The organism is Halomonas sp. 111, from assembly GCF_052379685.1.
GTDB lineage: Bacteria > Pseudomonadota > Gammaproteobacteria > Pseudomonadales > Halomonadaceae > Vreelandella > Vreelandella citrativorans.
The window spans coordinates 1-25972 of record NZ_JBQSYV010000030.1 but is presented as its reverse complement, the minus strand read 5'-3'; the positions used below and the strand labels follow the sequence as shown (position 1 = coordinate 25972).

Here is a 25972-nt window from a genome sequence, read left to right as displayed (position 1 = left end):
GAAAGGCTAGAAATACAAATGATGGCAGCCAGCCAATACTTGTATAAGCAATACATAATGTGCCGTGAGGTTTGAAAGCACAAGCGTGTGGTTTGGGAGGTGGGTAGGCGCTACTCAGTAATTCGGCTAGGGTTATCAAATACGAGCGCATAGGGACTAAAGTTAATTCCTTTTCGGCCGATAGAGTTTATAGAATTCATGTTTTTTGTCTGCGAGGACTGTACTGATGGCAACAATTACCTCCCTTGGTGTTGGTTCAGGGTTAGATCTCACCGGTTTGCTGGATCAGCTTCAAGATGCCGAGCGCGGTAAGCTTGAGCCGATTACGCAGCAAAAAGCCGATCAAGAAGCCAAAATTTCCGCTTACGGGCAGTTGCAAACGTCGCTCAACGCATTTAACGATGCGGTGGCCAAGATTAACGACCCAAAGCTTTATCAAAGCCTTTCCGCCAATGTGCGTGGCGATGATATTACAGCCACTTCCTCGGCGAGTGCATTGCCGGGCAGTTACCAGGTAGAAGTCAGCCAGGTCGCGACATACGGCTCGCTTGCCTCTGAGAGTATTACTGAGATAGAGGAAACCTCAGATCCATTGGAGCTAAACGGTGCGACCGCTATCAGGCTAAATTTTGTAGGTAGTGAGAGCGAGCCGGTCGATATCGAGCTTGATGCCAACAGCTCACTAAACGATATTCGTGATGCAATTAATGCCAATAAAGACGCCGGTGTTAACGCCACGATTATTAATGACGGCGATGGCTACCGCTTGGCACTCAGTTCCAAAGCCACGGGGGCAGACGCATCCATTGATAGCTTTGAATTTGTAGATGCGGACGAAAACAAGGTAGGCGGTCCATTCGGTGAAGCGAAAGAAGCTGGCGCCAAGCAGCAGGGGCAAAATGCTTCTTTAGCGGTGAACGGCATCGTGATTACCAGTGCCAGCAACCAGGTGGAAGGCGCTATTCAAGGGGTAACGCTTAACCTGGGCGAGCTAAGCATTGCCGAAGGTGAAAAAGCGACCAGCACCGTCAATATTGAGCGCGATACCCTAAAGCAGCGCGAAGCGATCAACGATTTTGTCAACGCGTATAACGATTTAAAAGATACGACTAACGAACTTACTAGCTTCAACGCTGAAAGTGGAACAGCAGGAGAGCTACTGGGTGATCGTGCCGTCCGTACAATTGAGTCCCGCCTGCGTAGCGTGCTTACCGGGGGGGTTGAGGGCGGCGAGCTTTCTACGCTGAGCCAACTGGGCATTACCTTAGAGGCTGGCACTAATCTTAGCGGTAAGCTGGAAGTTGATGATGAAAAGCTCGATAACTTAATCGCCAATGACCCGCAGGCGCTAAGCGCGTTTTTTGCCGGCGATAATAAAGACGGTGGTTTAGCCGGCAAGTTAAACAGCTCCATTGAGCAAATGACCAGTAGCAACGGCGTGCTTAAAGGTGCCATTTCAGGTGCTGAGAGCAACGTAAAAAGCCTGGATGAGCGCTACGCGCGCATGGAAAAAAGCATCGACGCAACGATTGCCCGCTACCGCACCCAGTTCAGCCAGTTGGACGTTATGATATCACAGATGAACAGCACGAGTTCGTACCTGACCCAACAGTTTGATGCGCTGGATGCCCAGCTAGGCCGCTAGTAGTAACCCCATCCAGGCCCTTGTAGGAGCGAGTGAAGCAGCCCCATAGCGCAGTCGGAGCAAGGGCGGCTAACGCCGCCACCACTGCACAAATGTAGTGCGCGGTAAGCGAAGCGCACCCGCAATGCAGTGCGCAGCACTGCCGGGGTAAGGGCAGCTAGCGCCTCCATCGCCGAGTAAACTCAGCTCCCAAAAAAAACCGCTGCCCCGCTCATTGTGAGAAACCACCCGCAACGCAGCGCATAGCGCTGCCGGGGTAAGGGCGGCTAGCGCCGCCATCGCCGAGTGAACTCAGCTTCTACAACCTGTCTTGCCAGGCCTCAAAAGTGATCGCCCTTGCGCGGCCGTGCTAACATCTCCGGTACTGCGCAGGAGGGCCCATGGCTAACCACTACGACACTGGCTATAAAGAACTTTTTAGCTACCCTGAATTTGTTCAACAACTGCTTGAAGGGTTTGCTCCGCCAGAAATCTCCGAGCTGATGGATTTCAGCACGTTAAAGCTCCATAGTGGCAATTACATCACACCGCTTTTTGAAGAAAAGTTTGAAGATCTGGTCTGGTCGGTGCAGGTGAACTGGCAAGGGGCTACCCAGGAGGTCTACCTCTACCTGTTACTTGAGTTTCAATCCCGGGTCGACCGCGCAATGCCCATTCGGCTGATGCACTACGTTGCTTGCTTCTATGACCATCTGTTAAAAGCAAAAGCCACCACGCCAGGCAAGGGCTTGCCGCCCGTGTTTCCCATCGTGTTATACAACGGCACCAAACGCTGGTCAGCCAAGCATGATATATACGACATGGTGCAGCCTACGCCACCCGTCTTTTTACAGCCTTACCAGCCGCATCTGCGCTATTATTTAATTGATGAAGGTGCTTACACTGATGAGGAACTAGCGCAGCGTCACAGCCCTCTAAGCGGTATATTTAGCATTGAAAACGCGGCCACGAGCTGGGAAAGCCTGCAACAAGCGGTTGACCGCATTGTCGCGATTATTCAGGCAGACCCGCATAAACCGCGAATAGACCCAATCATCACGCGCTGGGTAAAACGCCACCTGCAACGGCTTGGCGCAGGCGTTCACCTGGAAGCGCTCACCAGCTTAGTGGAGGACAAAGACATGTTGGCAGAAAACCTGGAAAACCTGGTGAAAAAAGAGCGTCTGGAAGGGTGGCAGGAAGGTCGCCAAGAAGGGCATCAGCAGGGAACTCTGGAAGCTAAACGTAATTCGGCGCGTAAGCTTATCGCGCTCACTGAAATGACGGATCAATTGATTGCCGAGATTGAGGAGCTGCCCGTTGAAGATGTTGAGAGGCTACGTGCTGAAACGCGGCATTAACGATAGCATCCGCTCTATTCAGTGTGAAGCCTCGTAGAAATCCTTTAAGCAGCATAATTTGGTATTGAGAACGTGGCTACGCGCTGGGTGAAGCGCCACCCGCTGCCGGAGTAAGGGCGGCTAGCGCCGCCATCGCCGAGTAAACTCAGCTCCCACAAAACCGGTTGTGTCGATGTGTTGGGGGCTGTGTAGACTGCTTACTCACTCGGGCTGCTTTTGTGGGAGCCCACTTCAGTGGGCGAAGCAGTGCGCAGCACTGCCGGAGCAAGGGCAGCTAGCGCCGCCATCGCCGAGTGAACTCAGCTCCCACAAAACCGGTTGTGTCGATGTGTTGGGGGGCTGTGTAGACTGCTTACTCACTCGGGCTGCTTTTGTGGGAGTCCACTTCAGTGGTGGTCCGACACATCGGCGAAGCAGCGCCCCGCGCTGCCGGGGGTGAGTAACGCAGCACACCCTATAGGCCAACATGGCAGCTAGCGCCGAGTAACCTCAGCCTCCACAAGAATCAGCATAAACGTATCCCCCACAAAGCGCTTACCATCACGTGCCGTGTGTCGAATGTTGATAATCCCCTCATTACCAAAAATTACATAATTTTTTACTACTCCCCCCTAAAGATTTTCCCCGCTGCGCCGTTATTAAGTATAACGGCGCACAATACGCCGAACAGCGGGCCACATGGCCAGTCTTTTAGAAAGGGGAATCATTCCATGTCAGTGATCAATACCAACATCACCTCCATGATTGGCCAGTCTAACCTGTCCAAATCACAGTCTTCACTGCAAACCTCCATGGAGCGTCTGAGCTCTGGTCTGCGTATCAATAGCGCTAAAGACGATGCTGCTGGCCAGGCCATCGCCAACCGTATGACTTCCCAGATTACTGGTCTGTCACAAGCACAGCGTAATGCTAACGACGGTATTTCTGTTGCCCAGACCGCTGAAGGCGCACTGAACCAAGTTAACGATAACTTGCAGCGTGTTCGTGAACTGACGGTTCAAGCACAGAATGGTACTAACTCCCAGGATGACTTGAACTCCATCCAAGCGGAAATCGACCAGCGCTTGACAGAAATCGATCGTATCTCAGATCAAACTGACTTCAACGGCGTTAAGGTGCTTCAACAAGACGGTGCCCTGAAGATTCAAGTGGGTGCCAACGATAATGAAGCTATTAACATTGGCCTTGAAAAAATCGACGCAACCTCACTTGGTTTAAACAAGTTTACTGTTAGCGGTGACAAGGCCGCTGACCTCCAGTCGTTGGTTAAAGATTTTGGCGCGACCGGCAACTCTGATTTTACCGTTAGCGTGTATAGCGATCAGGGTGCTGAGACTGCCGCAACTGCGGTTGAAGTTGACCTAGTCAGTGGTACCGTTTCAGACGGCACTAATCAGCTCTACGTCAGCCAGACCACTGGCCGCATTACCTCCGCAGAAGACAATGTCGCTGCAGCGGGCGAGCAAGAAGCTGTTGATGCAATAGCTACAGCGTTCAATAACATTGCAAGCGGCGAGAGCAAAAATGTTGGCGGTGTGACGTGGACACGTGAAACTGCTGGCTCCGATGCAAACGGTAATGGCACTTACTCTGCCACTATCGAAGGTCGGGAAGTGGAAATCACTATCGCTGACGCTGATACAACTGCTACGATGAATGTCGATAAAGGTAGCCTCCATATTGATGCGGCTACACTTGACGGGACTGGCACTTTCGAAGCTGGCTCGAGATTTACTACTTTCAGCACCAATGAAGCGGCTCGTGAAGTCGATCTGAAGGAAGCCGGTGCTGTTTACGCGGGTTCAACGCTTGACATTGGTGGCAATGCTTTCTCAGTAGACACTGGTGGCAAAGTGACTGCGGATGGTGCTTTCACAATCGGAGACAAAACCTTTGCCGCTAATGATGTGGTTTACATCAAGGACGCTGGCAAGGCTAGTCAGTCTCTGATCTCTCAAGATGAGGCTGTTGAAGGGACTCGTAACCCGATGGAGAAGCTGGACGCCGCGTTGAGCATGGTTGATACCCTGCGTTCTGACTTAGGTGCGATCCAGAACCGTTTCGAGTCTGCCATCACCAACCTGCAGACTAACGAAACCAACCTGTCTTCTGCTCGTTCGCGCATCGAAGATGCTGACTACGCAACTGAAGTAGCCAACATGACTCGCGCGCAGATCCTGCAGCAGGCTGGTACTTCTGTATTGGCACAGGCTAACCAGATTCCGCAGAACGTTCTTTCTCTGCTGGGTTAATCGATTTAAAGTAAGTAATAGAGGGCCGATAGCATATATCGGCCCTTTTTTTGTTTTAGGGGATGCCAATGAAAAGTATAGATCTTCTAGCGCTGTTGGCCGGTGAAGCGGGGCTTAATCTGCCCGAAGGGGCCAGCGTGGTCGACTCGGAGCGGTTCGTCGATATTAAGAAAGAAGCCGTTGAGGCAGTTTTGGTAGTAAAAGGTAGCGTTACCGTTGTGTCGTTGGATGGCTCAGAGAAAAAGTCCGAGAATATTCATGGCGGCAACATCTGTTATTTTGACGCCAAAGATAAATACGTCTTTTTAAGAGAGGAGGGAGCGTTTTTAGCGTTGGATAGTAAAATCAAAAAAACGACCGCCAGCGAACCGACCCGGTTTGGTTTTTTTAATAGAAAGAAAAAAGAAGCTGTAGAGCCATTGGAACAGTTGGAAGCGCCTGAGGGCGAAAGTATCGAACTTGCCGATGCGGTAGACGAGGTCGAGAAAAAAAGCATACTCAGCGATATGATACCGAAAATTCAAAATGCATGGTATCAGACGGCTGGCCCTTTAACATCGGCGGTGGTTAATGATGAAGGCCGCTTCAAAGCGTTGGCAGGTAGCGTTTATAAAGTACTTCCTATGCCTTTCAGGTTCGTGGTAGGTGAAGAGTTTTTTGTGCAGTGGTGCTATGAAAAGCGAAACATACTGCTTGTAGAAGTTCCAGCAAACGCCGTTGATCAAGAAATCCAAACTAATAACGATATTTAAGGTGGCTTTAAATGCTCAAGCTTCTTTTTTTTGCGTTTGTTGCATTTCTTATCTCATGCCTCGTTACTGGTTTTTCAAGAGTGGCCAATGATGGCCGAAAAGAAGAGCGTGTTGAAATAGGTAGTGTGTTTAAAGCTATAGTGGGCTTGGGTTTGCTTGCTTTTGCTCTATATGTGGGAGTAAAGATTCTTTTCTTGGCTATCTCGTACTAGCAGGTAATATAAACAGATTCCTTGATGGCGCCAGTTTTGTAGAGGAACATGTGAAAACGAATGCACAAACTATTTCGGCCTATGATGTTATTTATGATGTAATGCCTAAACTTGATACCGTCGAAAAGCTAGTGGGGCACACGCTTGATGAAGCGCTCAATACCCAGGAACTGGAAAGCATCGCGCGTACCAACACGTTGAAAATGGAGTTCCAGCTGGAACTGACCATGATCCGTATGAACCTGGAGCATTTGTTAAAGCGTTATCAGAAAGAGTTGAATGCCGTGGTAGAGGATAAGCGTCGTGACCAGCTATTAACGCTTGACGCGTTTGAGGCAGTGGCGATTGAAAGTGCTGCTCAGCTTTATCGGCGAGTGCAAGTTCATCAGAAGGCGGATTAAGCGCTTTGCAGCGTACAAGCCAAGAGAGTAAATGTGATTCCCAGTGAACATGAGCGCGTGGTACTTGAGCTGGAAACGCTCATCTGTGAAACCCAAGCCACGATTCGCCAAGCCGAAACCCGCGGGCTAGACACAACCATGCCCGATGATTATGCCCACCTTCTTGATATCCTCGATAAAGCGATCAAGCAGCAGCACGACCATACGTTAGCGATGCTGAAAAACGACGGCTAGCAGTTAATTTTACATACATGCAACGGGTATTTTGCCTTGTTCGCGTCTCCATCATGCCACTAATTGCCTGGCTCGCTGAAATTGCTTTTTTGCCATACTGGCCGATACTTTTCGTCTAACAATAAAACGTGGGTTATAAGCAATGAATGCGCATACGCTGGCGCTGACCTTCGCCATTGGGGCCGGGTGGTTAAGCTTTAATACGTTGGTGATCGTAGGCTATTTTTTTGTGTGTAAAAGAGAGACGCTGGGGCTGGGAGAGCGAAATAGCTTTTGGCTAAGGGTTGCGGGTAAACGTGATGAAAAATCCGCGGTTTCTCCTGCGGTTCCCCCACGCTCACAGCCTAGCCAAAAGCCTATAGAAGAACGGGTGCCCATGGACTTGCCTGAGCAAGAAGAGCCGTTCCTGGAGGAGCCCATTGGCAAGCCTGAAGAGGTACCTACGCATGTATTTTACGTAATGTTCCAACAGCCGAGCATTGAGCTTAATCAGAAGGTGCAATTAGTCCTGAATAAATGGGGCGCTTACTTCGATGCAGAGTTGAAAATTTATGTGGCATTGGGCGTTACCCCACAAAACCCCTTACGCATTGCCAATGCGTATCCGCCTGGCTTGATGCCTACAGAAGAGGTGTTCCAACAAGAGGACCACCTGCTGGGCGGGGTCAGCATTATCCTCAATAAGCCCAAGCGCAAACGTGGCTTTGACAAAGTGCAATTGGGCAAAATGGTGGAATTGAGTGAAGAACTTGCCGCGTTAGGTGGGGCCTTGCTTGATGAAGAGCGCCAGCCAGCCTCGCGTAAAACCTTCAGGGATATTACTGGCGGTTAATGCCCGTTATGACTGCGCTATTAAGCGTGGTGGTAATTTGTAGCTACCTTTCTATTAGTGCCTGCTATCAAACACGTAGCGCAGAGTGGTTTCGCTTGCTGAACTCTAATAACCTTAATGAATAAAAACTATTTTTAATATTCTTTTTTGTGTTTATGATGTGCATGTAACGGCTACGCTGTCTTTACGCCTGCCACGCCTACACTCTGCAACAGGCAAATGATCTTTGCCGATGAGGATGCTTCTGATGACTCGATCACGTCGTTTAAACACGTTAGTCGCCGCGCTTACCTTCAGTGTGGCAGGTGGTTTTGCTGCGGTTCAGGCCCAGGCAGATACGCTGCGAGTGGGCATGTCGGGCGGCTATTTCCCGTTTACGTTTGTTGAGCGCGACGAACTCAAGGGCTTTGAGGTCGATGTCATGAACGCGGTGGGGGAGGTCACCGGTGATGATGTCGAGTTTGTAACGGCGAGTTTTTCGGGACTAGCAGGTATGTTGGATTCCGGGCGCATCGACACTATTGCCAACCAGATTACGATGACGCCGGAGCGTGAAGCCAAGTATGTGTTTACGGCGCCCTATGTGTATGACGGTGCGCAGGTCGTTGTCCGGAAGGGTAATGATGCTATTAACGGCGTTGAGGATCTTTCCGGTAAATCGGTTGCGGTTAACCTGGGCTCCAACTACGAGCAGTTGTTGCGCGAGCTGCCGAACGCCGATGAAATTGATATCCGCACCTACGAATCCAACGTAGAGCAGGACGTAGCATTGGGGCGCACCAATGCCTTTATTATGGACCGCGTTAGTGCGACTCAGGTGATTAAGGAGCGCGGTTTGCCGTTGGAGCTGGCGGGCCAACCCTTCACGGTTATCGAGAATGCGCTGCCGTTTCGTGACAACGAGGCAGGCAATGCCCAGCGCGACCGTGTGGATGAAGCGCTAACTGAGCTGCGCGATAACGGCACACTGCGCGAAATTTCCGAAAAATGGTTTGATACCGATATCACGCAGCAGCCGGAATAACCGCTACGCTGTAAACGGAAGCCTGTATTGAACGCGGCCGTGGGTAATCCACGGCCGTTTTGCTTATAAGCGATGCTGACATGCTAAACCTGGATTATATGTGGGGGCTGTTACCGGTCCTTTTAAGCTATGTGCCGCTCACGCTTGAAATGGCAACCCTTGCCATGCTGTTGGCGCTGGTGTTTGCCTGTCTTCTGGCCGTGATTCGCGTGACCCGTGTGCCGGTGCTGAACGGCTTTTCGCTGCTGTTTATCTCGTTTTTCCGCGGCACACCGCTGTTGGTTCAGCTTTTTCTGTTCTATTACGGGTTGCCCCAACTGGTAGAGGCGTTGGTGTCGATTAACGGCATAACCGCCGCTGTCATGGGCCTGACGCTGCACTTTTCCGCCTATATGGCTGAGTCTATTCGGGCGGCCATTGTGGGGATTGACCGCAGCCAGACAGAAGCGGGGCTCTCTATCGGCATGACGCAGTCGCAGCTAATGCGGCGTATTATTCTCCCCCAAGCGACCCGCGTGGCGACACCCACGTTGATGAACTACTTCATTGATATCATCAAGGCGACGTCGCTGGCCTTTACGCTAGGTGTGACGGAGCTGATGGGGGCCACACAAAAAGAGGCCGCCAGTAGCTTTCTCTATCTGGAGGCTTTTTTACTCGCGGCGATGATTTACTGGGTCATAGTGGAAATTCTCTCCTGGGGGCAGCGTCGCCTGGAAATTTACCTGAATAAGGCGTACCAACGATGATCTCGCTTGAGGCCGTTACCAAGCGCTTTGGTAAACAAGATGTATTCACCGACATTGATTTGTCGCTTGAGCGGGGCGAGATCATTGTCATCATTGGCCCTTCAGGCACGGGTAAGTCAACGCTATTACGCTGCATTAACTTTCTAGAGCGGCCTGAGTCTGGGCGTATTACCGTCGGCGATGTGCGCGTGGATGCGCAGCAGGCGAGCCGTGCCGATATTTTAAAGCTGCGTCGGCGTACCGCGTTTGTCTTTCAAAACTATGGTTTGTTTGCCAACAAAACGGCGCTTGAGAACATCAGCGAGGGCATGATCGTCGTTGATAAAATTCCCAAGGAAAAGGCCCATGCACGTGCCCGGGAAATCCTTGAGCGGATCGGGCTTTCAGATAAAGCCGATGCTTACCCGGCAGCGCTTTCTGGCGGGCAGCAGCAGCGTATCGGCATTGGCCGCGCCATGGCCGCGAACGCCGATGTCATTCTGTTTGATGAGCCCACGTCATCGCTGGACCCGCAATGGGTGGAGGAAGTGCTGAGCTTGATGAAGCAACTTGCCGCCGAGCAGCAAACCATGATCATCGTTACCCACGAGATGCAGTTTGCGCGTGACGTAGCGGATCGCGTGATATTTATGGATGAAGGGAAAATTATTGAACAAGCACCGCCCGAGGAGCTGTTCACCTCCCCCAAGGACCCGCGCACGCAGCATTTCCTGCGCAAAATTCTTGCCCCAACAGGCCAGCCGCTGCCTTAACAGCATGTGGTTATTGGCAACTGCAGTCGGCAGCTTACGGCGTTGAAGCATTGCTTGTGCTTTATGTCGACATTAACCACATATTAATGTGTGCTTTTCGTACCTATGGTATTCTTGGTGGACATGAATGGCGCTTTTTAACGTGGTTTCTGTAGCCCAAGGGGGTGAGGTGAAACAAAGCGAAGCGATCAAACGTCTTGCTGAGTTCGACCAGCGCGAGCGTTATGTCTTTGCTGCACGAGACATGTCGAAAGTGTTTCATGATGATACGCCCCGTAGCCGAGAGGCCACACTGAAACGCCTGGTTAACGCGGGCATTCTGGAGCGCCCATCCAAGGGCGTGTATTTGTATGCGTTGTCGAAGAACAAAGGCCCGGATACCCTGGAGCTGATTGCCAAGACACTACGCAGGGGGGAATATAGTTACATCAGCCTTGAGTCTGCTCTATCAGAGTATGGCGTGATCTCCCAAATCCCGGTCGGCCGACTAACGGTGATGACCACCGGCCGTAAAGGCGAATATAGAACACCGTATGGGGTCATTGAGTTCACTCATACAAAGCGTCCGATATCGGATATTTTATCTGTTATCAAGGATCGCGGGCGCCCTTTAAAGGTTGCAACTAAGCAGGCGGCACTTCGGGATCTTAAGCGCGTTGGTCGCAACACCCACCTGATTGATGAGGGGGATGCACATGATGATTGAGTCTGTTGATTTCAAATCCCTGGTAGATCAAGTAATGAAAGATGCAGCGTTAGGGCATATGCGGCCGGTTATCGAAAAGGAGCTGCTGCATTACGATCTGTTGTATGCGCTGGATAAAGAAAGCATGCTCGACAGCCTGGTTTTTCAGGGCGGTACATCGCTGAGGTTGTGCTATGGAGGCAGTCGTTTCAGCGAAGTTCAGTCTTACCTGACCGCTACCTTGAGGGATCAACTGATAACCGTTCAGACAGCCTTGGGCCGTGAGCAATCAGCAGAGCCATCTTTCCGGATGTAACGATTGCTTGATGTAGCACTGTTTTAAACGTCATGGTTTCTCAGGTGTAGGCGTTTTTCAGCAGCTCACCGATGCCCGTCGTGGGCAGCGATCACTAGCCGATGAGCATCGATTACATCACCGGGCTGAAAATCGTGGCAACGTTATCGCCGATGCGGCGTAACAACGAGCGATGAATGACCTGGTCGGGGACCACTTCATTGGCATCGGAAAGCCACGCGTTTTGGCGTTCTCTAATGCTTTTCGCTACGTCGGGGGAGTGCAGTAGAATATTATTCTCGAAATTAAGTTCAAGGCTGCGTCGGTCCATGTTCGCCGAGCCGACTAGCGCCACTGCTTCATCCACCACCAGTGTTTTTGCGTGCAAAAGGCCGCCGCGAAATTCGAATATCTTCACGCCAGCGGCAACAAGCTGCGCGTAATAGGCTTTGCTGATGGCGCCTACCACAAAGGAGTCGTTGCGCTGGGGCAGGATGAGCGTGGTTTGAACGCCGCGCCTGGCGCATCCAATCAGTGCCGAAAGCAACGAGGCGTCCGGAACAAAGTAGGGGTTCGAAATCACGACCTCATGCTGGGCACAATGCAGAAGGCTGGCGAACACATCCGACATGGCACCTTTTGGTGACAGCGGCCCGGTGCCAAAGGCAATAGCCGCGCTGGCGCTGTTCATGGCTTCCGTGCTGGCTTCTGTGCAGGATGGCGGCGGTGCCTCCCAGGCGACATCAAGGTGCTCGTTGGATTCGATCAGCCAGTTGGCCGCAAACAGCAGTTGGTTTTGCATCACTACTGGTCCCTCGAAACGCAGCATGATATCCACCCAGGGTGCATACTTTGCCTTGACGCGAAACTCGGGGTCGGCGCAGTTCTGGCTTCCGCAGTAGGTTAGTCGGTTATCCACCACGACGATCTTGCGATGGTTTCTAAGGTCTGCGCGGTTTCCAGGCAGTGCGTCAAGCCCAAAAGAGACCTTAAGCGATATGCACAGTTGAACACCGGCGGCTTTCATTGCGGCCCAGTGCTCCGAACGGGTAAGCGCTCGCGAACCAATACCGTCCACAATGATGCGGCATGTCACGCCACGTTCAGCCGCGCGCTTAACGGCCTCTACAATCTTGAGCCCGTTGTTGTCAGTAAGCCAAATATAAAAGGAGATATGAATGCTCTCCTTGGCGGCATCGAAGTCTTCCACCATCGCGTCGATCGCTGCATTGGAGTCGGCGGTTAACATGGCGGTGTTGTGGTCAGTGACGCCGCTATGCGCCAAATGCTCGCAGGCGCGAAAGGCAGGCCGAAAACGGTCTGGCACATGCTCCAGAGCCGATGTTTTCCCTACGTTATAGGCTTTTACCAACCGTGTGACGGTGCCAATTGCTTTTCGTCGTGAACGGCGCGATATCCATGGTTCGCCAAGTAGCAGGTAAGCAATGATGCCTAAACCAGGTAGAAACGAGAGAATCAATATCCATGCGGCTCGGGAGGCGGGCTCTTTGCCCTCTACCGTCAGCACGCGGATCACCAGGGCGACGTAGGCCAGCATATGAGCGGCAAACCAAAGAGAAAAATCCGACATAGTGAGTCCGTCTTTAATAGTGAAGTTGTTCGAGAGTCTGACTGTCCCTGAACGCCATGGAGCCTCCATTAGTAGCCACGGGGGCTGTGCGGCTAACGCAGGCCTCAGAGGTAAATAAGCTAGCGGATCGGCCGCCAAAGAACGCCGCTGCAAACACCGGTTTTTTATATTTAATAGCAATAATGTAGAAGATGCTGGGCAAAGTCCATGTCGCTTCTTTTGAGAGCGCCTTGTAAACCATTCGGTTGGCCGGCTGATGCAATAAAACATTGACAACGTGTGGCAAGCAGGAATAGTGCGTGATAGACTACGCCATCCTCTCAGACAAGACCCGTGGGCGGGCAGGCAATTTGACTGTCGGTCACACTATTTGACAGAGCTTAAAGGCTTGTCGAATCAATTGGTTGTTAAGGAAAGTCGCGTTATGGGCAGCTTTTAGAGTGAACATGAGCGTGGCGAACACATAGTTAATCCGTTGCCGAATTTGCGGCAACCTTTATTCTCCAAGGAGATACCTGTGGCGAACAGCAAGCAAGCACGCAAGCGCGCCCGCCAGGCCGAGACTCGTCGCGTCCTGAAAGCCAGCCAGCGCAGCATGGTCCGCACCTATATCAAGCGTGTGATCAAAGCGATCAACACCGGCGACCACGGCAAGGCGATGGAAGAGTTCAAGGTAATGCAGCCGGTCGTTGACCGTATTGCTGATAAAGACGTGCTGTCCAAGAAGAAAGCAGCGCGCCTGAAAAGCCGTTTGAACAAGCGTATTAAGGCACTGGCGGCGTAAGCCGGCAGGCGCCATAAAAAAAACCGGCTACGGCCGGTTTTTTTGTGTCTGATGGTTTTATCTAATGACTCTATGATGGGTATTGGCCATCCGCGCCTATGGATCCAAAAATGACCTCAAACACGCCGCCGAATGAAACTTCCGCCGCGCCTGGCGCGCCGCCACGCCGTGGGCTAATGCGCTCGGGGCTGGTGGTCAGCTCCATGACCATGCTTTCTCGCGTGATGGGCCTGATCCGTGATGTGGTGGTGGCGACGCTTTTGGGCGCCGGGAATGGCGCGGATGCCTTTTTTGTCGCTTTTAAAATCCCTAATTTTTTGCGTCGTCTGTTTGCTGAAGGTGCCTTTAACCAGGCCTTTGTGCCGGTGCTTTCCGAGTACTCGACCCAGCGCAGTAAGCAGGAAATTCGCGAGTTACTCAACGCCGTAGCCGGTAGTTTAACCGCACTGCTGGCTTTGATTACCGCGCTTGCGATGCTGTGCGCGCCCTGGCTTATCTGGGTGTTTGCGCCCGGTTTTGGCAGTGACCCCGCCAAGCATGCCTTGACCGCCGATATGCTGCGCCTCACGTTTCCGTATTTGCTGCTGATCTCGCTCACGGCTTTTTCTGGCAGCGTGCTAAATACCTGGAACCGTTTTGCAGTGCCCGCCTTTACGCCGGTTTTGCTCAACCTGTCACTCATTGGCGCCGCGCTCTTTTTAATGCCGTTAATGGATGAGCCCGCCATGGCGCTGGCCTGGGGCGTGCTGATTGCAGGTGCTGCCCAACTGATTTTCCAGGTGCCGTTTTTAATGCGTTTGGGCTTGATGCCCACGCCTTGGCCGAACTTCGCTCATGAAGGCGTTAAGCGCATTTTAAAGCTGATGGGCCCGGCGCTGTTTGGGGTCTCGGTCTCGCAAATTAACCTGCTGCTGGATACGGTGTTGGCGTCACTGCTGGTGGCGGGCAGTGTCTCCTGGCTTTACTACTCTGACCGCTTGGTAGAGCTGCCGCTCGGCGTCTTTGGTGTGGCGATAGCAACGGTGATATTACCCGCGCTTTCCAAGCGCCACGCTGAGCAGTCAAAGGCGCATTTTGCCGCTATGCTCGACTGGGCGATCCGGTTAGTGCTTTTGGTGGGCTTGCCTGCCGCACTGGCGCTGGCGGTATTGGCCGAGCCGCTATTGATCACGCTATTTCACTATGGCGCAATGACCGACCACGATATTCAGATGGCCGCGATGAGCCTGCGTGCCTATGCCTTTGGCCTGGTCGCCTTTATGCTGATTAAGGTATTGGCGCCTGGTTTTTTTGCCCGCCAGGACACCAAAACGCCGGTGAAGGTGGGTATTATCGCCATGGTCGCTAATATGGTGTTCAACCTGATGTTGATTTGGCCGCTTGCCCATGCCGGGTTGGCGCTCGCCACGGCGCTGTCGGCATTTTTGAACGCGGGTATGCTGGGAGTGTTGCTGTACAGGCAGGGCGTGCTGGTTTTTCAGCCGGGCTGGGGCCGGTACGCGGTGCAACTATTGGGCGGTAGCGGTTTGATGTGTGCCGCGCTTTATATGGTGTCGCCAGAGTGGCACGCGTGGCTTGCGTTTAGCCTGTGGCAGCGTGTTGCCTGGGTGGCCGGGCTGGTAGGTTTAGGGGGCGGGATTTATGTTGTCTGGCTTACTGCGCTGGGCCTGCGGCCACGGCATTTTAAAATGCAGAGCTAGGCCGTACAGCGGCAATGCGTGGCCGAACGCTTAAAAGTCACGTTGAATCGGCAGAGAGTTAGACATATATCACGGTAGGTTCGCTATAATCAGAGCTTTTTAAGCTTCACCCAAACCCAACAAGGCTTGGGAGCGGCAAATTATTAACGGCTGAGGTGCCATGCGCGTCATTCGAGGACTGCACAATCTGGTAGCGGCACAGCGTGGCTGCGTCGCTACCATTGGAAATTTTGACGGTGTGCATCGTGGCCATCAGGCAATTTTGCAGCAGTGCCGCGAGCACGCTGCGCGCCTAAACGTGCCGCTAACCGTGGTCGTGTTTGAGCCCCAGCCGCGTGAGTACTTTGCCGGTGACCAGGCACCCCCACGGCTAACGCGCTTGCGTGAAAAGGTGCGTCTGTTGGGTCAGTACGGCGCTGAACAGGTGCTGTGCCTGCCGTTTAATAATGCCCTTAGAAGCCTGACCGGGCGCGAATTTATTGATCAGGTGCTGATCGAAGGGCTGGGTGTTAAACATCTGGTCGTTGGTGATGACTTCCGTTTTGGCTGTGACCGCCAAGGCGACTTTACGCTGCTGGCAGCGGTGGGCGAAGAGCAGGGCTTTGGGGTTGAACATACCCGCACCTTTACGGTTGAGAACGAGCGGGTTTCAAGCTCACGGGTGCGTACCTTGCTTGCCAGCGGTAACTTTGCCGCAGCGGCCAATCTGTTAGGGCGGGCGTATTCGCTGGATGGGCGTGTGGTACGTGACCAGCAGCTTGGCCGTACCATTGGTGTGCCCACGGCGAACCTGCCCCTGTTGCCTCAGCCCTTAACGCTGCGCGGTGTCTATGCCGTTGGGGTGACGCTTGAAAACGGCCAACGCTACCACGGAATTGCTAACGTTGGCTTTCGGCCGACGGTTGGCTCCAAGCGGCCCACACTGGAAGTCAACCTGTTTGACTTTGACGGTGACCTCTACGACAAACGCATGACGGTATTTCCCTGTGCGCGGCTTCGTGGGGAAGTGAAATTCGACAACTTTGATGCACTAAAAGCGCAAATTGAGCGCGATCAGAGCCAGGCACATCGCTACTTTGCGACGACCGTCACTGACTGTCATAACGCGCTGCCGCTAGCCTCGGCCCCGCTTGGGCGTGAGGCTATGGCCTCCAAGGCTCAGGCTTCCAAGCCCCAGGTTTCCAAGACTCAGGTTTCCAAGACAATTTCTTCTGATCCTTCTTCGGCGGATGACGCTGCCGATGCTAACAACGGCTGACCGAACCATGGACTATAAGCACACGCTAAACTTGCCTGAAACCGACTTTCCTATGCGTGGCATGTTGCCCAAGCAGGAGCCGGGACGCGTTTCACGCTGGCAAGATATGAACCTGTACCAGCGCCTGCGCGAAGCGCGTGCTGGCGCACCGCTGTTTGTACTGCACGATGGCCCTCCCTACGCCAACGGCAGTATCCATATTGGTCACGCCGTTAATAAAATTTTAAAAGATATTATCGTTAAATCGAAAAACCTGGCGGGCTTTGATGCGCCTTACGTGCCGGGCTGGGACTGCCATGGTCTACCCATTGAGCACAAGGTAGAAACCACGCACGGTAAGCACCTGGCGCCTGCAAAAGCGCGTGAGCTTTGCCGTGAGTACGCGGGCGCTCAGGTTGAAACACAGCTGGCTGATTTTGTGCGCTTGGGGATTATCGGCGATTGGAATCATCCCTACCGCACTATGGACTACGCCAATGAAGCAGGCGAGATTCGCGCACTGGCCGATATGGTCGAAGCGGGCTACGTCTTTAAAGGCCTGAAGCCGGTTAACTGGTGCTTTGACTGTGGCTCGGCGCTGGCTGAGGCGGAAGTCGAGTATCAGGACAAGAAGTCCGACGCGATTGATGTCGCTTTTCCGGTGGAAGATGCCGATAAGCTGGCCGCTGCGTTTGGCCTGAGCGAGCTGCCCAAACCGGCGGCGGTGGTGATCTGGACCACCACGCCGTGGACGATCCCCGCCAACCAGGCGCTGAACGTTCACCCCGAATTTACCTACGCGCTGGTCGATACCGGCGAGCGCCTGCTGCTGCTAGCCGAAGAGCTGGTCGAAAGCTGCCTTGAGCGCTTTGGTTTACAAGGCGAGGTCATCGCCACCACTCGCGGTGACAAGCTAGACCTGATCAACTTCCGCCACCCGTTCTATGATCGCCTGTCGCCAGTTTATCTGGCCGATTACGTCGAGTCGGAAGTGGGCAGCACCGGTATCGTTCACTCCGCGCCTTCTTACGGCCTGGATGACTTTAATACCTGCCGCGCCCATGACATGAGCTTTGACGACATGCTGAACCCGGTACAGGGCAACGGCGTGTACGTTGATGATCTGCCGTTCTTTGGCGGCCAGATGATCTGGAAAGCCAACCCCAACATCGTCGCCAAGCTTGACGAAGTGGGTGCGCTGATGGCGCATAAGCCCATCGTGCACAGCTATATGCACTGCTGGCGCCATAAAACGCCGGTCATCTACCGCGCGACAGCCCAGTGGTTTGTGGGCATGGATATTCAGGGGAAAGACGGTAAAACCCTGCGTGAACGCGCGCTGGAAGGCATCGAGGCGACCCAGTTTACGCCCGCCTGGGGCCAGGCGCGCCTGCACAGCATGATTGCCAACCGCCCGGACTGGTGCATCTCGCGTCAGCGTAACTGGGGCGTGCCGATTCCGTTCTTCCTGCACAAACAAACCGGCGAGCTGCATCCGCGCACCATTGAGCTGATGGAAGAAGTCGCCAAGCGCGTGCAGGAGCAAGGCATTGATGCCTGGTTCAGCCTCGACGCTGCTGAGCTGCTGGGCGCGGAAGCCGCCGAATACGACAAGACGACTGATACGCTGGATGTCTGGTTTGACTCCGGCACCACGCACCGCCATGTGCTGCGCGGCTCGCATCCACATGGCCACGAAAGCGGCCCGCGAGCTGATTTGTATCTGGAAGGCTCTGACCAGCATCGCGGCTGGTTCCACTCGTCGCTGCTGACCGGTTCGGCAATTGACGGTCACGCGCCGTATCGTCAGCTATTGACCCACGGCTTTACCGTCGATTCGCAAGGCCGTAAGCAGTCCAAGTCGTTGGGTAATGTCATCGCGCCGCAGTCGGTGATGGACAAGCTGGGTGCCGACATTCTACGTCTCTGGGTGGCCTCGACGGACTACTCCAATGAAATGGCCGTGTCGGATGAGATCCTCAAGCGTACAGCGGACGTGTATCGGCGTATTCGCAACACGTCGCGCTTTCTTTTGGCCAACCTGACCGGCTTTGACCCGGCGCGCGATATGGTGGCTTTTGAGGATATGATCGCTCTGGATCGTTGGGTCGTTGACCGCGCACTGCAGCTCCAGGAGCGCATTCAGAAAGCGTATGAAGAGTACCGCTTCCTGGACGTGTATCAGCAGGTGCATACCTTCTGTGTGCGCGACCTGGGTGGTTTTTATCTGGATATCATCAAGGATCGCCAATACACCACGCAGGCTGATTCGCTGGCACGCCGCAGCTGTCAGAGTGCGCTCTATCATGTTATCGAGGCGCTTTCGCGTTGGGTCGCACCGATTCTCTCCTTCACCGCAGAAGAGATCTATGAGCATATCCCGGGCAAGCGTGGCGACAGCGTGCTGCTGGAAACCTACTATACCGACCTGAAGCCCCTTGATGCTGACGCCGAGATGGGGCGTGAATACTGGGAAGCAGTGCTAGAGGTCAAGCAGGCGGTGAATAAGCGCTTGGAAGAAGCGCGTAGCGAAGGGGCCATCAAAGGCTCGCTGGACAGCGAAGTCACCCTTTACGTCAGCGACGAACTCAATGTGTTGCTGTCACAACTGGGCGACGAGTTACGCTTTGTGCTGATTACCTCGGAAGCGACCCTCAAGCCGCTAGCGGATGCCGAGGCATCTGCCTACAGCGAGCTAGAAGGGCTCAAAGTAGCGGTGGTCGTCAGTGCGTTTGAGAAGTGCGAACGCAGCTGGGAGCGCCGCCCTGACGTAGGCACGCATCCTGAGCATCCCACGCTGTGCAAGCGCTCGATTCTTAACCTGCCGGATGGCCCGGGTGAGGTGCGTCATTATGCCTGAGTCGGTCTCGTCCAACGCGCGGCCGCCCATGCGCCAGCCACTGCGCTGGCTGTGGTTGGCCGTTGCCGTGATTGTGCTGGATTTGGCCACCAAGGCGATTGCCAGCAGCCAGCTGGGGTATCTGCAGCCGGTAGAAGTGCTGCCGTTTTTTAACTTCACCTTAATGCATAACACGGGGGCGGCCTTTAGCTTTTTGGCTTCTCACCCTGGTTGGCAGCGCTGGTTTTTTGCGGTCATCGCGATTGGCGCAAGCGTGGGCTTAACCATCTGGCTTTCCCGTGTTAGAGCCGATGAAAAGCTGCTGGCCATTTCGCTGCCGCTGATTATCGGTGGGGCGCTTGGGAATCTCTATGACCGCCTGGTGCATGGCTACGTGGTCGATTTTTTATCGTTTCATGTGGCCGGTTGGTACTATCCCGCCTTTAACGTGGCAGACATCGGGATTACTCTGGGGGCCATTGGGTTGATTTGGGAGTCAGTGATGGGTGACCGGCGGCGTAAAAAAGCCCACTCAACGAAGTAACCCGCGACCTCTAACTCGGTTAGCATTAATCAGGCCCTGGTGGCAGTATGCCAGGGCCTTACCACATAGCGAGCAGTGTAATGAGTGATTACCTGATTGATGAGGGGATGGAAGTGACCCTGCACTTCACCCTGAAACTTGAAGATGGCACGGTAGTGGACTCTACCAAAGAGAAGGCACCGGCCACCTTTCAGTACGGTGACGGCAATTTGCCACCCGGCTTTGAGCACCCGATTAAAGGCATGACAACGGGCGAGACAGGTACTTTTCAGGTCTCTCCCGAGCATGCCTTTGGGCAGCACAATCCGCAAAATATCCAGACGTTAAAGGGCGCTGATTTTGGCGATGAAACGCCTGAAATTGGTATGGTGATGTCGTTTGCCGATAAAGCGGGAACGGAATTGCCTGGTGTGGTCAAAACCATTGAAGGCGACCGCGTCGAGGTGGATTTTAATCATCCGCTGGCGGGGCGCACGTTAACCTTTGAGGTTGACGTACTGGATGTAAAACCGGTTACAACGCACTAGTCTTTAGCATTGGCTTTAGCATTAGCCGGGTTCTTATTCACTAAACGGTGCGGTAACGCATCAAGGCACTACTATGCAATCGACGCAAGCACAGCCCATACAGATCAAATTGGCCAATCCGCGTGGTTTTTGTGCCGGCGTGGATCGCGCTATAGACATCGTCAACCGTGCACTGGATGTGTTCGGGCCGCCTATCTATGTGCGCCATGAAGTTGTCCACAACCGCTTTGTGGTGGAAACGCTGCGCGAGCGTGGGGCTGTCTTCGTGGAAGAGCTCGACGAAGTGCCGGATGACGTGATCGTTATTTTCTCTGCGCATGGCGTGTCTCAAGCCGTACAGTCCGATGCTGACCGGCGTGGGCTGAAAGTGTTTGATGCCACTTGCCCGCTGGTCACCAAGGTGCATTTGGAAGTCTTGCGCTACGCCAAACGGGGGCACGAGTGCGTGCTGATTGGGCACGCAGGCCATCCCGAAGTAGAAGGCACCATGGGACGCTATGACACGGCGCATGGCGGTCGCATCTATCTAGTCGAAGATGAGCAGGACGTTGCCAACCTGGAGGTCAATGACCCTTCCAGCCTTGCCTTTGTGACCCAAACGACGCTGTCGATGGATGACACGGCCAAAGTGATTGATGCGCTGCGCGAGAGGTTTCCCGAGATCAGTGGACCGCGTAAAGATGATATTTGCTACGCCACGCAAAACCGCCAGGATGCGGTGCGTGAACTGGCCGCGGACAGTGATCTAGTGCTTGTAGTGGGCAGCCCCAATAGTTCCAACTCTAACCGCTTGCGCGAGCTTTCCGAGCGTATGGGAACACCGGCGTACCTGATAGATAATGCCGACCAGATTGAGCCAACGTGGCTTGAAAACGTCGGCCGCATCGGCGTAACGGCGGGTGCCAGTGCCCCGGAAGTGCTGGTGAAAGGCGTAATTGGCAAGCTTCAGTCATTGGGTGCTTCCATGCCGGAAGAGCTAAAAGGCCGCGAGGAGAGCATTACGTTCTCCATGCCCAAAGAGCTGCGCGAGCAGGTAATCGTCAGTAGCTGATGCACTGCGTATCGGTTTCCGACATACTGAAAGCGTATGCGGTGGCTGATGCAGGAGCATCATGTGAGGTTTTCGCTTTATCCTTATACTTTTCGCGCAGGCCGCTCGATAGAGCGTCAGCGCGGTTTTACGCTTCTTGAGCTTGTGGTGGTGATGGGCATTCTCGGCCTTATCGCTGGCATGGCTTACCCTGCCTACACCCGCTACCTGCAAACATCCCTGCGCACGGATGCGCATGCGGGGTTAAGGCAGGCGGCGGCTGAGCTAGCGCGCTGTCACGCCCGAACCTACTCCTATCAAGAGTGTGAAATGCCCCACCTGTCACCAAGCGGGCATTATCGCCTTGCCTATTCTGAACGCCAGGACGGTCGCTATTTGCTAAGCGCGTCGACTGAGCGAAAAGATGGCTGTGGCCAGGCCATAACGCTCAGTAGTCAAGGTGAACGCCTGCCCGAGACGTGCTGGTAAGTGCGGCGCCAAGAGGGGTTTACTCTGGTTGAGGTGTTAATTGCCTTGGCCTTGCTGGCGTTTGGGCTGATCGGCATCGCCGCCATTCAGCTAACGTCGCTGCAAAGTGCCGCTTCGGGCTACCAATACTCCGTGGCAAGTGTGGCAGCCCTGGATGCCCAGGAGCGCGCTTGGGCGCAGCTGGCGGCGAAACAAAACTGCCGACACCTCACGGCGGGGCTGGAGAGTGACTGGCAGGCCGAGTGGTTTACGCCTTCACAAGCACCGCTTAACGGCGCAACGGGCACGGTTGATAGCGCTTTTGTATCCGGAGGTTGCCAATTGACCGTCTCCATTACGATGCGTGCACGGTCTTCCAATCAAGCGGCTGACCATTTTGACTACGTGTTTACCTTGCCCTTTATTGAAGCGCGCTATGCTGGCGAGGCGCCTAATGCTCAATAAGCGCCAAGGAGGATTTACGCTGGTTGAAATGATGGTCGCGATGGTGATCGGCGCCATTATTATTTTGGGCGCAGGCCAGCTTTTGTTAACCACTGTGACGACCTTTCAGCGCGTCGAGGCCATCAGTCGCGAGCAGGAAGCGCTTGTTTTTGCCGTTCAATCGCTCACCCGGGACATTCGTAAAGGCGAGGCAGGCCAGTATGAGATCAATGACTCGCTGGTCGATGCGACCACCTGTGCGTTACGTCATAACAGCCAGCCCTTGATAGAAGGGCTTTATAAAGGCAGTCACGCATGCGACGCGCTTAGCCTGTTTGAGAAAGACGCCGATGGTATAACAGGGCTTTATCGGGTAACGCTCCAATTTGCGGGCGAGCGCCAAACACCGTTTGTATGGCATGTGATGCAGCGTGATCACGTTATTACGCGTCGTACACCTCTTCCCGCCACGGAGGACAGCCCATGAAGCATCAGCAGGGGGCTGCGCTGGTGATCGTCATGGCGCTTCTTTCTGCCGCGCTGCTGCTGGGCGTGGCGAGTATGCGGACGGCGTTAGTCGATGAGCGTTTGGCGGGTAATTTTCGAATTGCCGTTCAGGCCCAAATGCTGGACGAGAGCCTGCTGGCTGTCTTGTCGGACCGCCAGTATGCAGCATCGCGGGATGCCTTCTTGAACCGTTTACTAACGTATCCACCCGCCTTCAATATCGGCGATAAGCGACAGTTGCAAAGCGATGATAGTCAGGCGTTGTTGCCACGCCAGGCGCTCAACGCACTGCTTGAGGCATTGCCAATAGCGCAAGCCGAGGGCCAAAGGCGGTTACTTGATGACCTCATCATTGATATTGAACGGCTGGCGGATCAGCGCGTTGCCATCACGGCCAGAAGCGGTGGTACGTCTGCCAGTACACACGCTGTTTTTGTGAGGCAAAGCCCGGAAGAAGCAACGTGGCGGCTGGCAGGATTGCGCTGATGGCATTCGCCACGCGTAAATCTGCGCGTTATGATAGGGCTATTTGCCCAAGAGCCTAAACACAATGAGTCAAACTGCTAAAACCCGCGTCTTAACCGGTATTACGACGACCGGTACACCGCACTTAGGCAACTACGTTGGTGCGATTAAACCGGCCATAGAAGCAAGCCAGGACCCCAATGTACAGTCGTTCTATTTTTTGGCGGATTACCACGCCCTGATCAAGTGCCAGGACCCTGCGCGCGTGCAAGCGTCACGCTTGGAAATTGCCGCTACCTGGCTGGCGCTTGGGCTGGATACCGACAACGCCATTTTTTACCGCCAGTCTGATTTGATGGAAGTTCAAGAACTCTCGTGGATGCTTTCCTGCGTGTGTGCCAAAGGCCTGATGAACCGCGCCCACGCCTACAAGGCCGCCGTGGCTGAGAACGAAGAAGCAGGCGACCAGGATGCGGACAAAGGCATCACCATGGGGCTTTTTGGCTATCCGGTATTGATGGCTGCCGATATCCTGATGTTCAACGCCAAAAAGGTGCCGGTAGGGCGCGACCAGATTCAGCATATCGAAATGGCACGTGATATGGCCGGGCGGTTCAACCACCTTTATAAAGGGCAGTACTTTACGCTACCCGAAGCGGTGGTGAATGAGAAGGTGGAAGTGTTGAAAGGGCTGGACGGGCGCAAAATGTCCAAAAGCTATAACAATACGATTCCGCTGTTCTCACCCGAGAAAAAGCTTCAAAAGCTGGTGCGTAAAATCAAGACCAACTCGCTTGAGCCCGGCGAGCCGAAAGACCCGGATACCTGCACCCTGTTCCAGATATACGCGGCATTTGCCAATGAGAGCGAAACGTCTGCTCTGCGTGAACAGTACGCCGCCGGTATTGGCTGGGGCGATGCTAAAAACCAGGTATTTGAGTATATCAATGCGCACCTGAGCGAACCCCGCGAGCGTTACAATGCGCTAATGGATGACCCTGCCTATATTGAAGCGGTGCTGCAAAAAGGCGCTCAGCGTGCTCGGGAGGAGGCTGCGATAACCATGGATAAACTGCGCTCAGCGGTCGGCCTTGGGCGTTTTGTCTGATGGATGATTACGCACTTTATAGTGAGAAAAAGCCAGCCTCAAAGAGGCTGGCTAGCGGTTTTCAATGACTGCCCAACTGTATTACTTCACTACCGGGCAACGCTCGCGGCGCAGTGACTTCATTAGTGTGTCATCGACGTCCAGGTGGCCTTGAACAATGCTGGCGGGTGTCAGTGCCAGCCATTGGTTCAGTGAAACATCGCGGTAGTCGCCCTTGTTGAATACGTTGAGAACATACACTGGCTCGTCACCGATGTTCTCAATGTAGTGGGCCAGGTTCTTCGGCACATAGCCGACGTCGCCGGGGCCGTAGTTAAAAGTACGTGCATTGCTGACGGCGTTGAACACGGTCATGCGCGCCTGGCCAGACAGGTAGTACTGAATTTCATCAGCATCCGGGTGCCAGTGAATTTCTCGCATACCGCCGGGCTCAAGCTTAATCATCAACATCGCCATGGTCGTGACGTCGAAACTTTTCGAATCGATGATTTTGGTCGCGCCGCCTTGCCATGTGTTCTCAGGAATATCACCTCCCCGGAATACATATTTGCCTGTCATGTTACCAGCGCCGAGCTCTTCGCGAACCTGCTCAATGGGCGCTGGCTGTGGCTGACGGAAAATATACTTTTCAGAAGGCGGGATGTTGTCGAAGGCACTTTCCGGAACACCGAAGTTCTTGGCCAGCACCTCTTTCGGCATATGCGCGAAGAGCTCTGTGACGAGCAGTGTCTCGTTTTCGGAGAAGTTACCGTCATTGAAGATCAGAACGAATTCGGTGCCTTCTTCAAGACCCTGAATGGCATGTGGAACGCCTGCGGGGGCAAACCAGAGGTCACCTGGCCCGAGGTCTTCAACCAGCGTCTGGCGGTTTTCGTCAACCAGATAGAAACGCACGCGGCCTTCCGTTACGTAGGCCCATTCGGCTTCTTTATGCCAATGGAGTTCACGAATAACACCAGGGCCAAGACGCATATTAACGATAGCGAGCTCTTCCAAAGCCGGGCACTCGCGCAGCGTCACTTCCCGCGCCCAGCCGCCGTCTTCAAGACGGTTATGAGCCATGGCGAACGGAAACTTCAGGTTCGGGATCCCGCCATTGTCGGTTTCTGGAGGCAGGAAGATATCTGGATTCATTTTGTCCAGAACAACATTACGTGGGCCTGGGTCGTCAGCGCCCTGGGTTCCGCGAATGGGCTGAGGTGCGTCTTTATCAGCCATGGCTTTGCTCCTGTATTTACCTACAACGTATTGGTCAATGTAGCTATTGTTACAGTTGAAGTGGATAACAGCCGGATGATGCTATATTGGTCGCCTGAAAAGAGGGATCAGGCAAAGTTGCCGCCAGGTAGCGTATCAACACGCTGATGCCTGTCGTGATCTCGCCACACGATGACGATTAAAATTAAAGCGATTAAAGCCGGTAGAATCAGAGCGCCCGCTGTAACGAACCTGTCAATAAAGAAACCAATCGCGCCACCGCCCGCAAACCCGAGCAGAACGAGGAAGAAAATACCAGCCCACATTAAATTTGGCTCACCGTTAATGCCCTTTTTAT

Annotated in this window: 29 protein-coding genes; 25 read left to right on the top strand and 4 right to left on the bottom strand. The window is 53.8% G+C overall.

Annotation, left to right across the window (positions count from 1 at the left end; genetic code table 11):
* Nucleotides 1-226 precede the first annotated feature (226 nt).
* A complete protein-coding gene (gene fliD / locus ACT3T7_RS17470) occupies nt 227-1645 on the top strand; it encodes a flagellar filament capping protein FliD (protein ID WP_444631777.1) in 1419 nt (472 codons plus the stop codon).
* A gap of 69 nt (nt 1646-1714) precedes the next feature.
* Here the strand turns inward: fliD and ACT3T7_RS17465 are convergent, their stop codons facing one another.
* Nucleotides 1715-1924 (bottom strand): hypothetical protein, encoded by a 210-nt coding sequence (locus ACT3T7_RS17465; RefSeq protein ID WP_444631775.1) that lies wholly within the window; start codon nt 1922-1924, stop codon nt 1715-1717.
* Nucleotides 1925-2025: 101 nt separating this feature from the next.
* Between ACT3T7_RS17465 and ACT3T7_RS17460 the strand changes: the two genes are divergently transcribed.
* The 12 genes from ACT3T7_RS17460 (at nt 2026) to ACT3T7_RS17405 (ending at nt 11194) form a co-directional block, all read left to right on the top strand.
* Entirely contained in the window at nt 2026-2985 is a 960-nt protein-coding gene (locus tag ACT3T7_RS17460) for an Rpn family recombination-promoting nuclease/putative transposase (RefSeq protein ID WP_444631774.1), read from the top strand.
* 710 nt (nt 2986-3695) lie between these two features.
* Complete coding sequence (locus ACT3T7_RS17455; protein ID WP_444631773.1) at nt 3696-5237, top strand: flagellin N-terminal helical domain-containing protein; 1542 nt, start codon at nt 3696-3698, stop codon at nt 5235-5237.
* 68 nt (nt 5238-5305) lie between these two features.
* The gene (locus tag ACT3T7_RS17450; RefSeq protein WP_444631772.1) at nt 5306-5989 is read left to right on the top strand and encodes a hypothetical protein; all 684 of its coding nucleotides are present in this window, start codon (nt 5306-5308) and stop codon (nt 5987-5989) included.
* 11 nt (nt 5990-6000) lie between these two features.
* Nucleotides 6001-6201 carry a hypothetical protein gene (locus ACT3T7_RS17445; protein WP_444631771.1) on the top strand — a complete coding sequence of 67 codons (201 nt, stop codon included), beginning with the start codon at nt 6001-6003 and terminating at the stop codon, nt 6199-6201.
* Nucleotides 6202-6251: 50 nt separating this feature from the next.
* Entirely contained in the window at nt 6252-6602 is a 351-nt protein-coding gene (locus ACT3T7_RS17440) for a hypothetical protein (RefSeq protein ID WP_444631770.1), read from the top strand.
* A gap of 33 nt (nt 6603-6635) precedes the next feature.
* Nucleotides 6636-6836 carry a hypothetical protein gene (locus ACT3T7_RS17435; RefSeq protein WP_444631769.1) on the top strand — a complete coding sequence of 67 codons (201 nt, stop codon included), beginning with the start codon at nt 6636-6638 and terminating at the stop codon, nt 6834-6836.
* Nucleotides 6837-6978: 142 nt separating this feature from the next.
* Nucleotides 6979-7668: a hypothetical protein gene (locus tag ACT3T7_RS17430; RefSeq protein WP_444631767.1), complete on the top strand. Its 690-nt coding sequence runs from the start codon at nt 6979-6981 to the stop codon at nt 7666-7668.
* A 247-nt stretch (nt 7669-7915) separates the two neighbouring features.
* Nucleotides 7916-8692, top strand: a complete 777-nt coding sequence (locus ACT3T7_RS17425; RefSeq protein WP_444631766.1) for an amino acid ABC transporter substrate-binding protein — start codon at nt 7916-7918, stop codon at nt 8690-8692.
* An 80-nt stretch (nt 8693-8772) separates the two neighbouring features.
* Nucleotides 8773-9441 (top strand): amino acid ABC transporter permease, encoded by a 669-nt coding sequence (locus ACT3T7_RS17420; protein WP_444631765.1) that lies wholly within the window; start codon nt 8773-8775, stop codon nt 9439-9441.
* Complete coding sequence (locus tag ACT3T7_RS17415; RefSeq protein ID WP_444631764.1) at nt 9438-10193, top strand: amino acid ABC transporter ATP-binding protein; 756 nt, start codon at nt 9438-9440, stop codon at nt 10191-10193. Before ACT3T7_RS17420 ends, ACT3T7_RS17415 begins: the two co-directional genes overlap by 4 nt.
* A 127-nt stretch (nt 10194-10320) precedes the next feature.
* Nucleotides 10321-10899: a type IV toxin-antitoxin system AbiEi family antitoxin gene (gene abiEi, locus ACT3T7_RS17410; protein ID WP_444631763.1), complete on the top strand. Its 579-nt coding sequence runs from the start codon at nt 10321-10323 to the stop codon at nt 10897-10899.
* Nucleotides 10889-11194 carry a nucleotidyl transferase AbiEii/AbiGii toxin family protein gene (locus ACT3T7_RS17405; protein WP_225733904.1) on the top strand — a complete coding sequence of 102 codons (306 nt, stop codon included), beginning with the start codon at nt 10889-10891 and terminating at the stop codon, nt 11192-11194. Before abiEi ends, ACT3T7_RS17405 begins: the two co-directional genes overlap by 11 nt.
* A gap of 112 nt (nt 11195-11306) precedes the next feature.
* Here ACT3T7_RS17405 and cls read toward each other — a convergent pair whose 3' ends face one another.
* Nucleotides 11307-12764, bottom strand: a complete 1458-nt coding sequence (gene cls, locus ACT3T7_RS17400; RefSeq protein ID WP_444631762.1) for a cardiolipin synthase — start codon at nt 12762-12764, stop codon at nt 11307-11309.
* A gap of 517 nt (nt 12765-13281) precedes the next feature.
* Between cls and rpsT the strand changes: the two genes are divergently transcribed.
* The 12 genes from rpsT to ACT3T7_RS17340 all read left to right on the top strand — a co-directional run bounded on the left by rpsT (nt 13282) and on the right by ACT3T7_RS17340 (nt 24417).
* Nucleotides 13282-13548, top strand: a complete 267-nt coding sequence (gene rpsT / locus ACT3T7_RS17395) for a 30S ribosomal protein S20 (protein WP_009097974.1) — start codon at nt 13282-13284, stop codon at nt 13546-13548.
* A gap of 110 nt (nt 13549-13658) precedes the next feature.
* Nucleotides 13659-15248, top strand: coding sequence for a murein biosynthesis integral membrane protein MurJ (murJ, locus tag ACT3T7_RS17390; RefSeq protein WP_172118963.1), 1590 nt, complete (start codon nt 13659-13661; stop codon nt 15246-15248).
* Nucleotides 15249-15408: 160 nt separating this feature from the next.
* On the top strand, nt 15409-16506 hold the full coding sequence (gene ribF, locus ACT3T7_RS17385; protein WP_444631760.1) for a bifunctional riboflavin kinase/FAD synthetase: 1098 nt from the start codon (nt 15409-15411) through the stop codon (nt 16504-16506).
* Between the two features lie 7 nt (nt 16507-16513).
* Complete coding sequence (gene ileS, locus ACT3T7_RS17380; protein WP_444631759.1) at nt 16514-19345, top strand: isoleucine--tRNA ligase; 2832 nt, start codon at nt 16514-16516, stop codon at nt 19343-19345.
* On the top strand, nt 19338-19868 hold the full coding sequence (gene lspA / locus ACT3T7_RS17375) for a signal peptidase II (protein WP_172118960.1): 531 nt from the start codon (nt 19338-19340) through the stop codon (nt 19866-19868). The genes ileS and lspA overlap by 8 nt, the downstream gene beginning before the upstream one ends.
* Nucleotides 19869-19948: 80 nt before the next feature.
* Entirely contained in the window at nt 19949-20395 is a 447-nt protein-coding gene (fkpB, locus tag ACT3T7_RS17370) for an FKBP-type peptidyl-prolyl cis-trans isomerase (protein WP_444631757.1), read from the top strand.
* Between the two features lie 73 nt (nt 20396-20468).
* Complete coding sequence (ispH, locus tag ACT3T7_RS17365; protein ID WP_087111239.1) at nt 20469-21446, top strand: 4-hydroxy-3-methylbut-2-enyl diphosphate reductase; 978 nt, start codon at nt 20469-20471, stop codon at nt 21444-21446.
* 63 nt (nt 21447-21509) lie between these two features.
* Nucleotides 21510-21914: a type IV pilin protein gene (locus ACT3T7_RS17360; protein WP_444631755.1), complete on the top strand. Its 405-nt coding sequence runs from the start codon at nt 21510-21512 to the stop codon at nt 21912-21914.
* Complete coding sequence (locus ACT3T7_RS17355) at nt 21915-22358, top strand: type IV pilus modification PilV family protein (RefSeq protein WP_444628879.1); 444 nt, start codon at nt 21915-21917, stop codon at nt 22356-22358.
* The gene (locus ACT3T7_RS17350; RefSeq protein ID WP_444631754.1) at nt 22348-22824 is read left to right on the top strand and encodes a PilW family protein; all 477 of its coding nucleotides are present in this window, start codon (nt 22348-22350) and stop codon (nt 22822-22824) included. The genes ACT3T7_RS17355 and ACT3T7_RS17350 overlap by 11 nt, the downstream gene beginning before the upstream one ends.
* Nucleotides 22821-23330 (top strand): PilX N-terminal domain-containing pilus assembly protein, encoded by a 510-nt coding sequence (locus ACT3T7_RS17345; protein WP_193054739.1) that lies wholly within the window; start codon nt 22821-22823, stop codon nt 23328-23330. The genes ACT3T7_RS17350 and ACT3T7_RS17345 overlap by 4 nt, the downstream gene beginning before the upstream one ends.
* A 64-nt stretch (nt 23331-23394) precedes the next feature.
* On the top strand, nt 23395-24417 hold the full coding sequence (locus tag ACT3T7_RS17340) for a tryptophan--tRNA ligase (protein WP_444631753.1): 1023 nt from the start codon (nt 23395-23397) through the stop codon (nt 24415-24417).
* A gap of 81 nt (nt 24418-24498) precedes the next feature.
* Here ACT3T7_RS17340 and ACT3T7_RS17335 read toward each other — a convergent pair whose 3' ends face one another.
* Together ACT3T7_RS17335 and ACT3T7_RS17330 are read right to left on the bottom strand one after the other, a co-directional pair.
* Nucleotides 24499-25635 (bottom strand): cupin domain-containing protein, encoded by a 1137-nt coding sequence (locus ACT3T7_RS17335; protein ID WP_444631752.1) that lies wholly within the window; start codon nt 25633-25635, stop codon nt 24499-24501.
* Between the two features lie 107 nt (nt 25636-25742).
* Nucleotides 25743-25972 (bottom strand): hypothetical protein (locus tag ACT3T7_RS17330; RefSeq protein WP_444631751.1); only part of this gene is annotated, 230 nt, incomplete at its 5' end.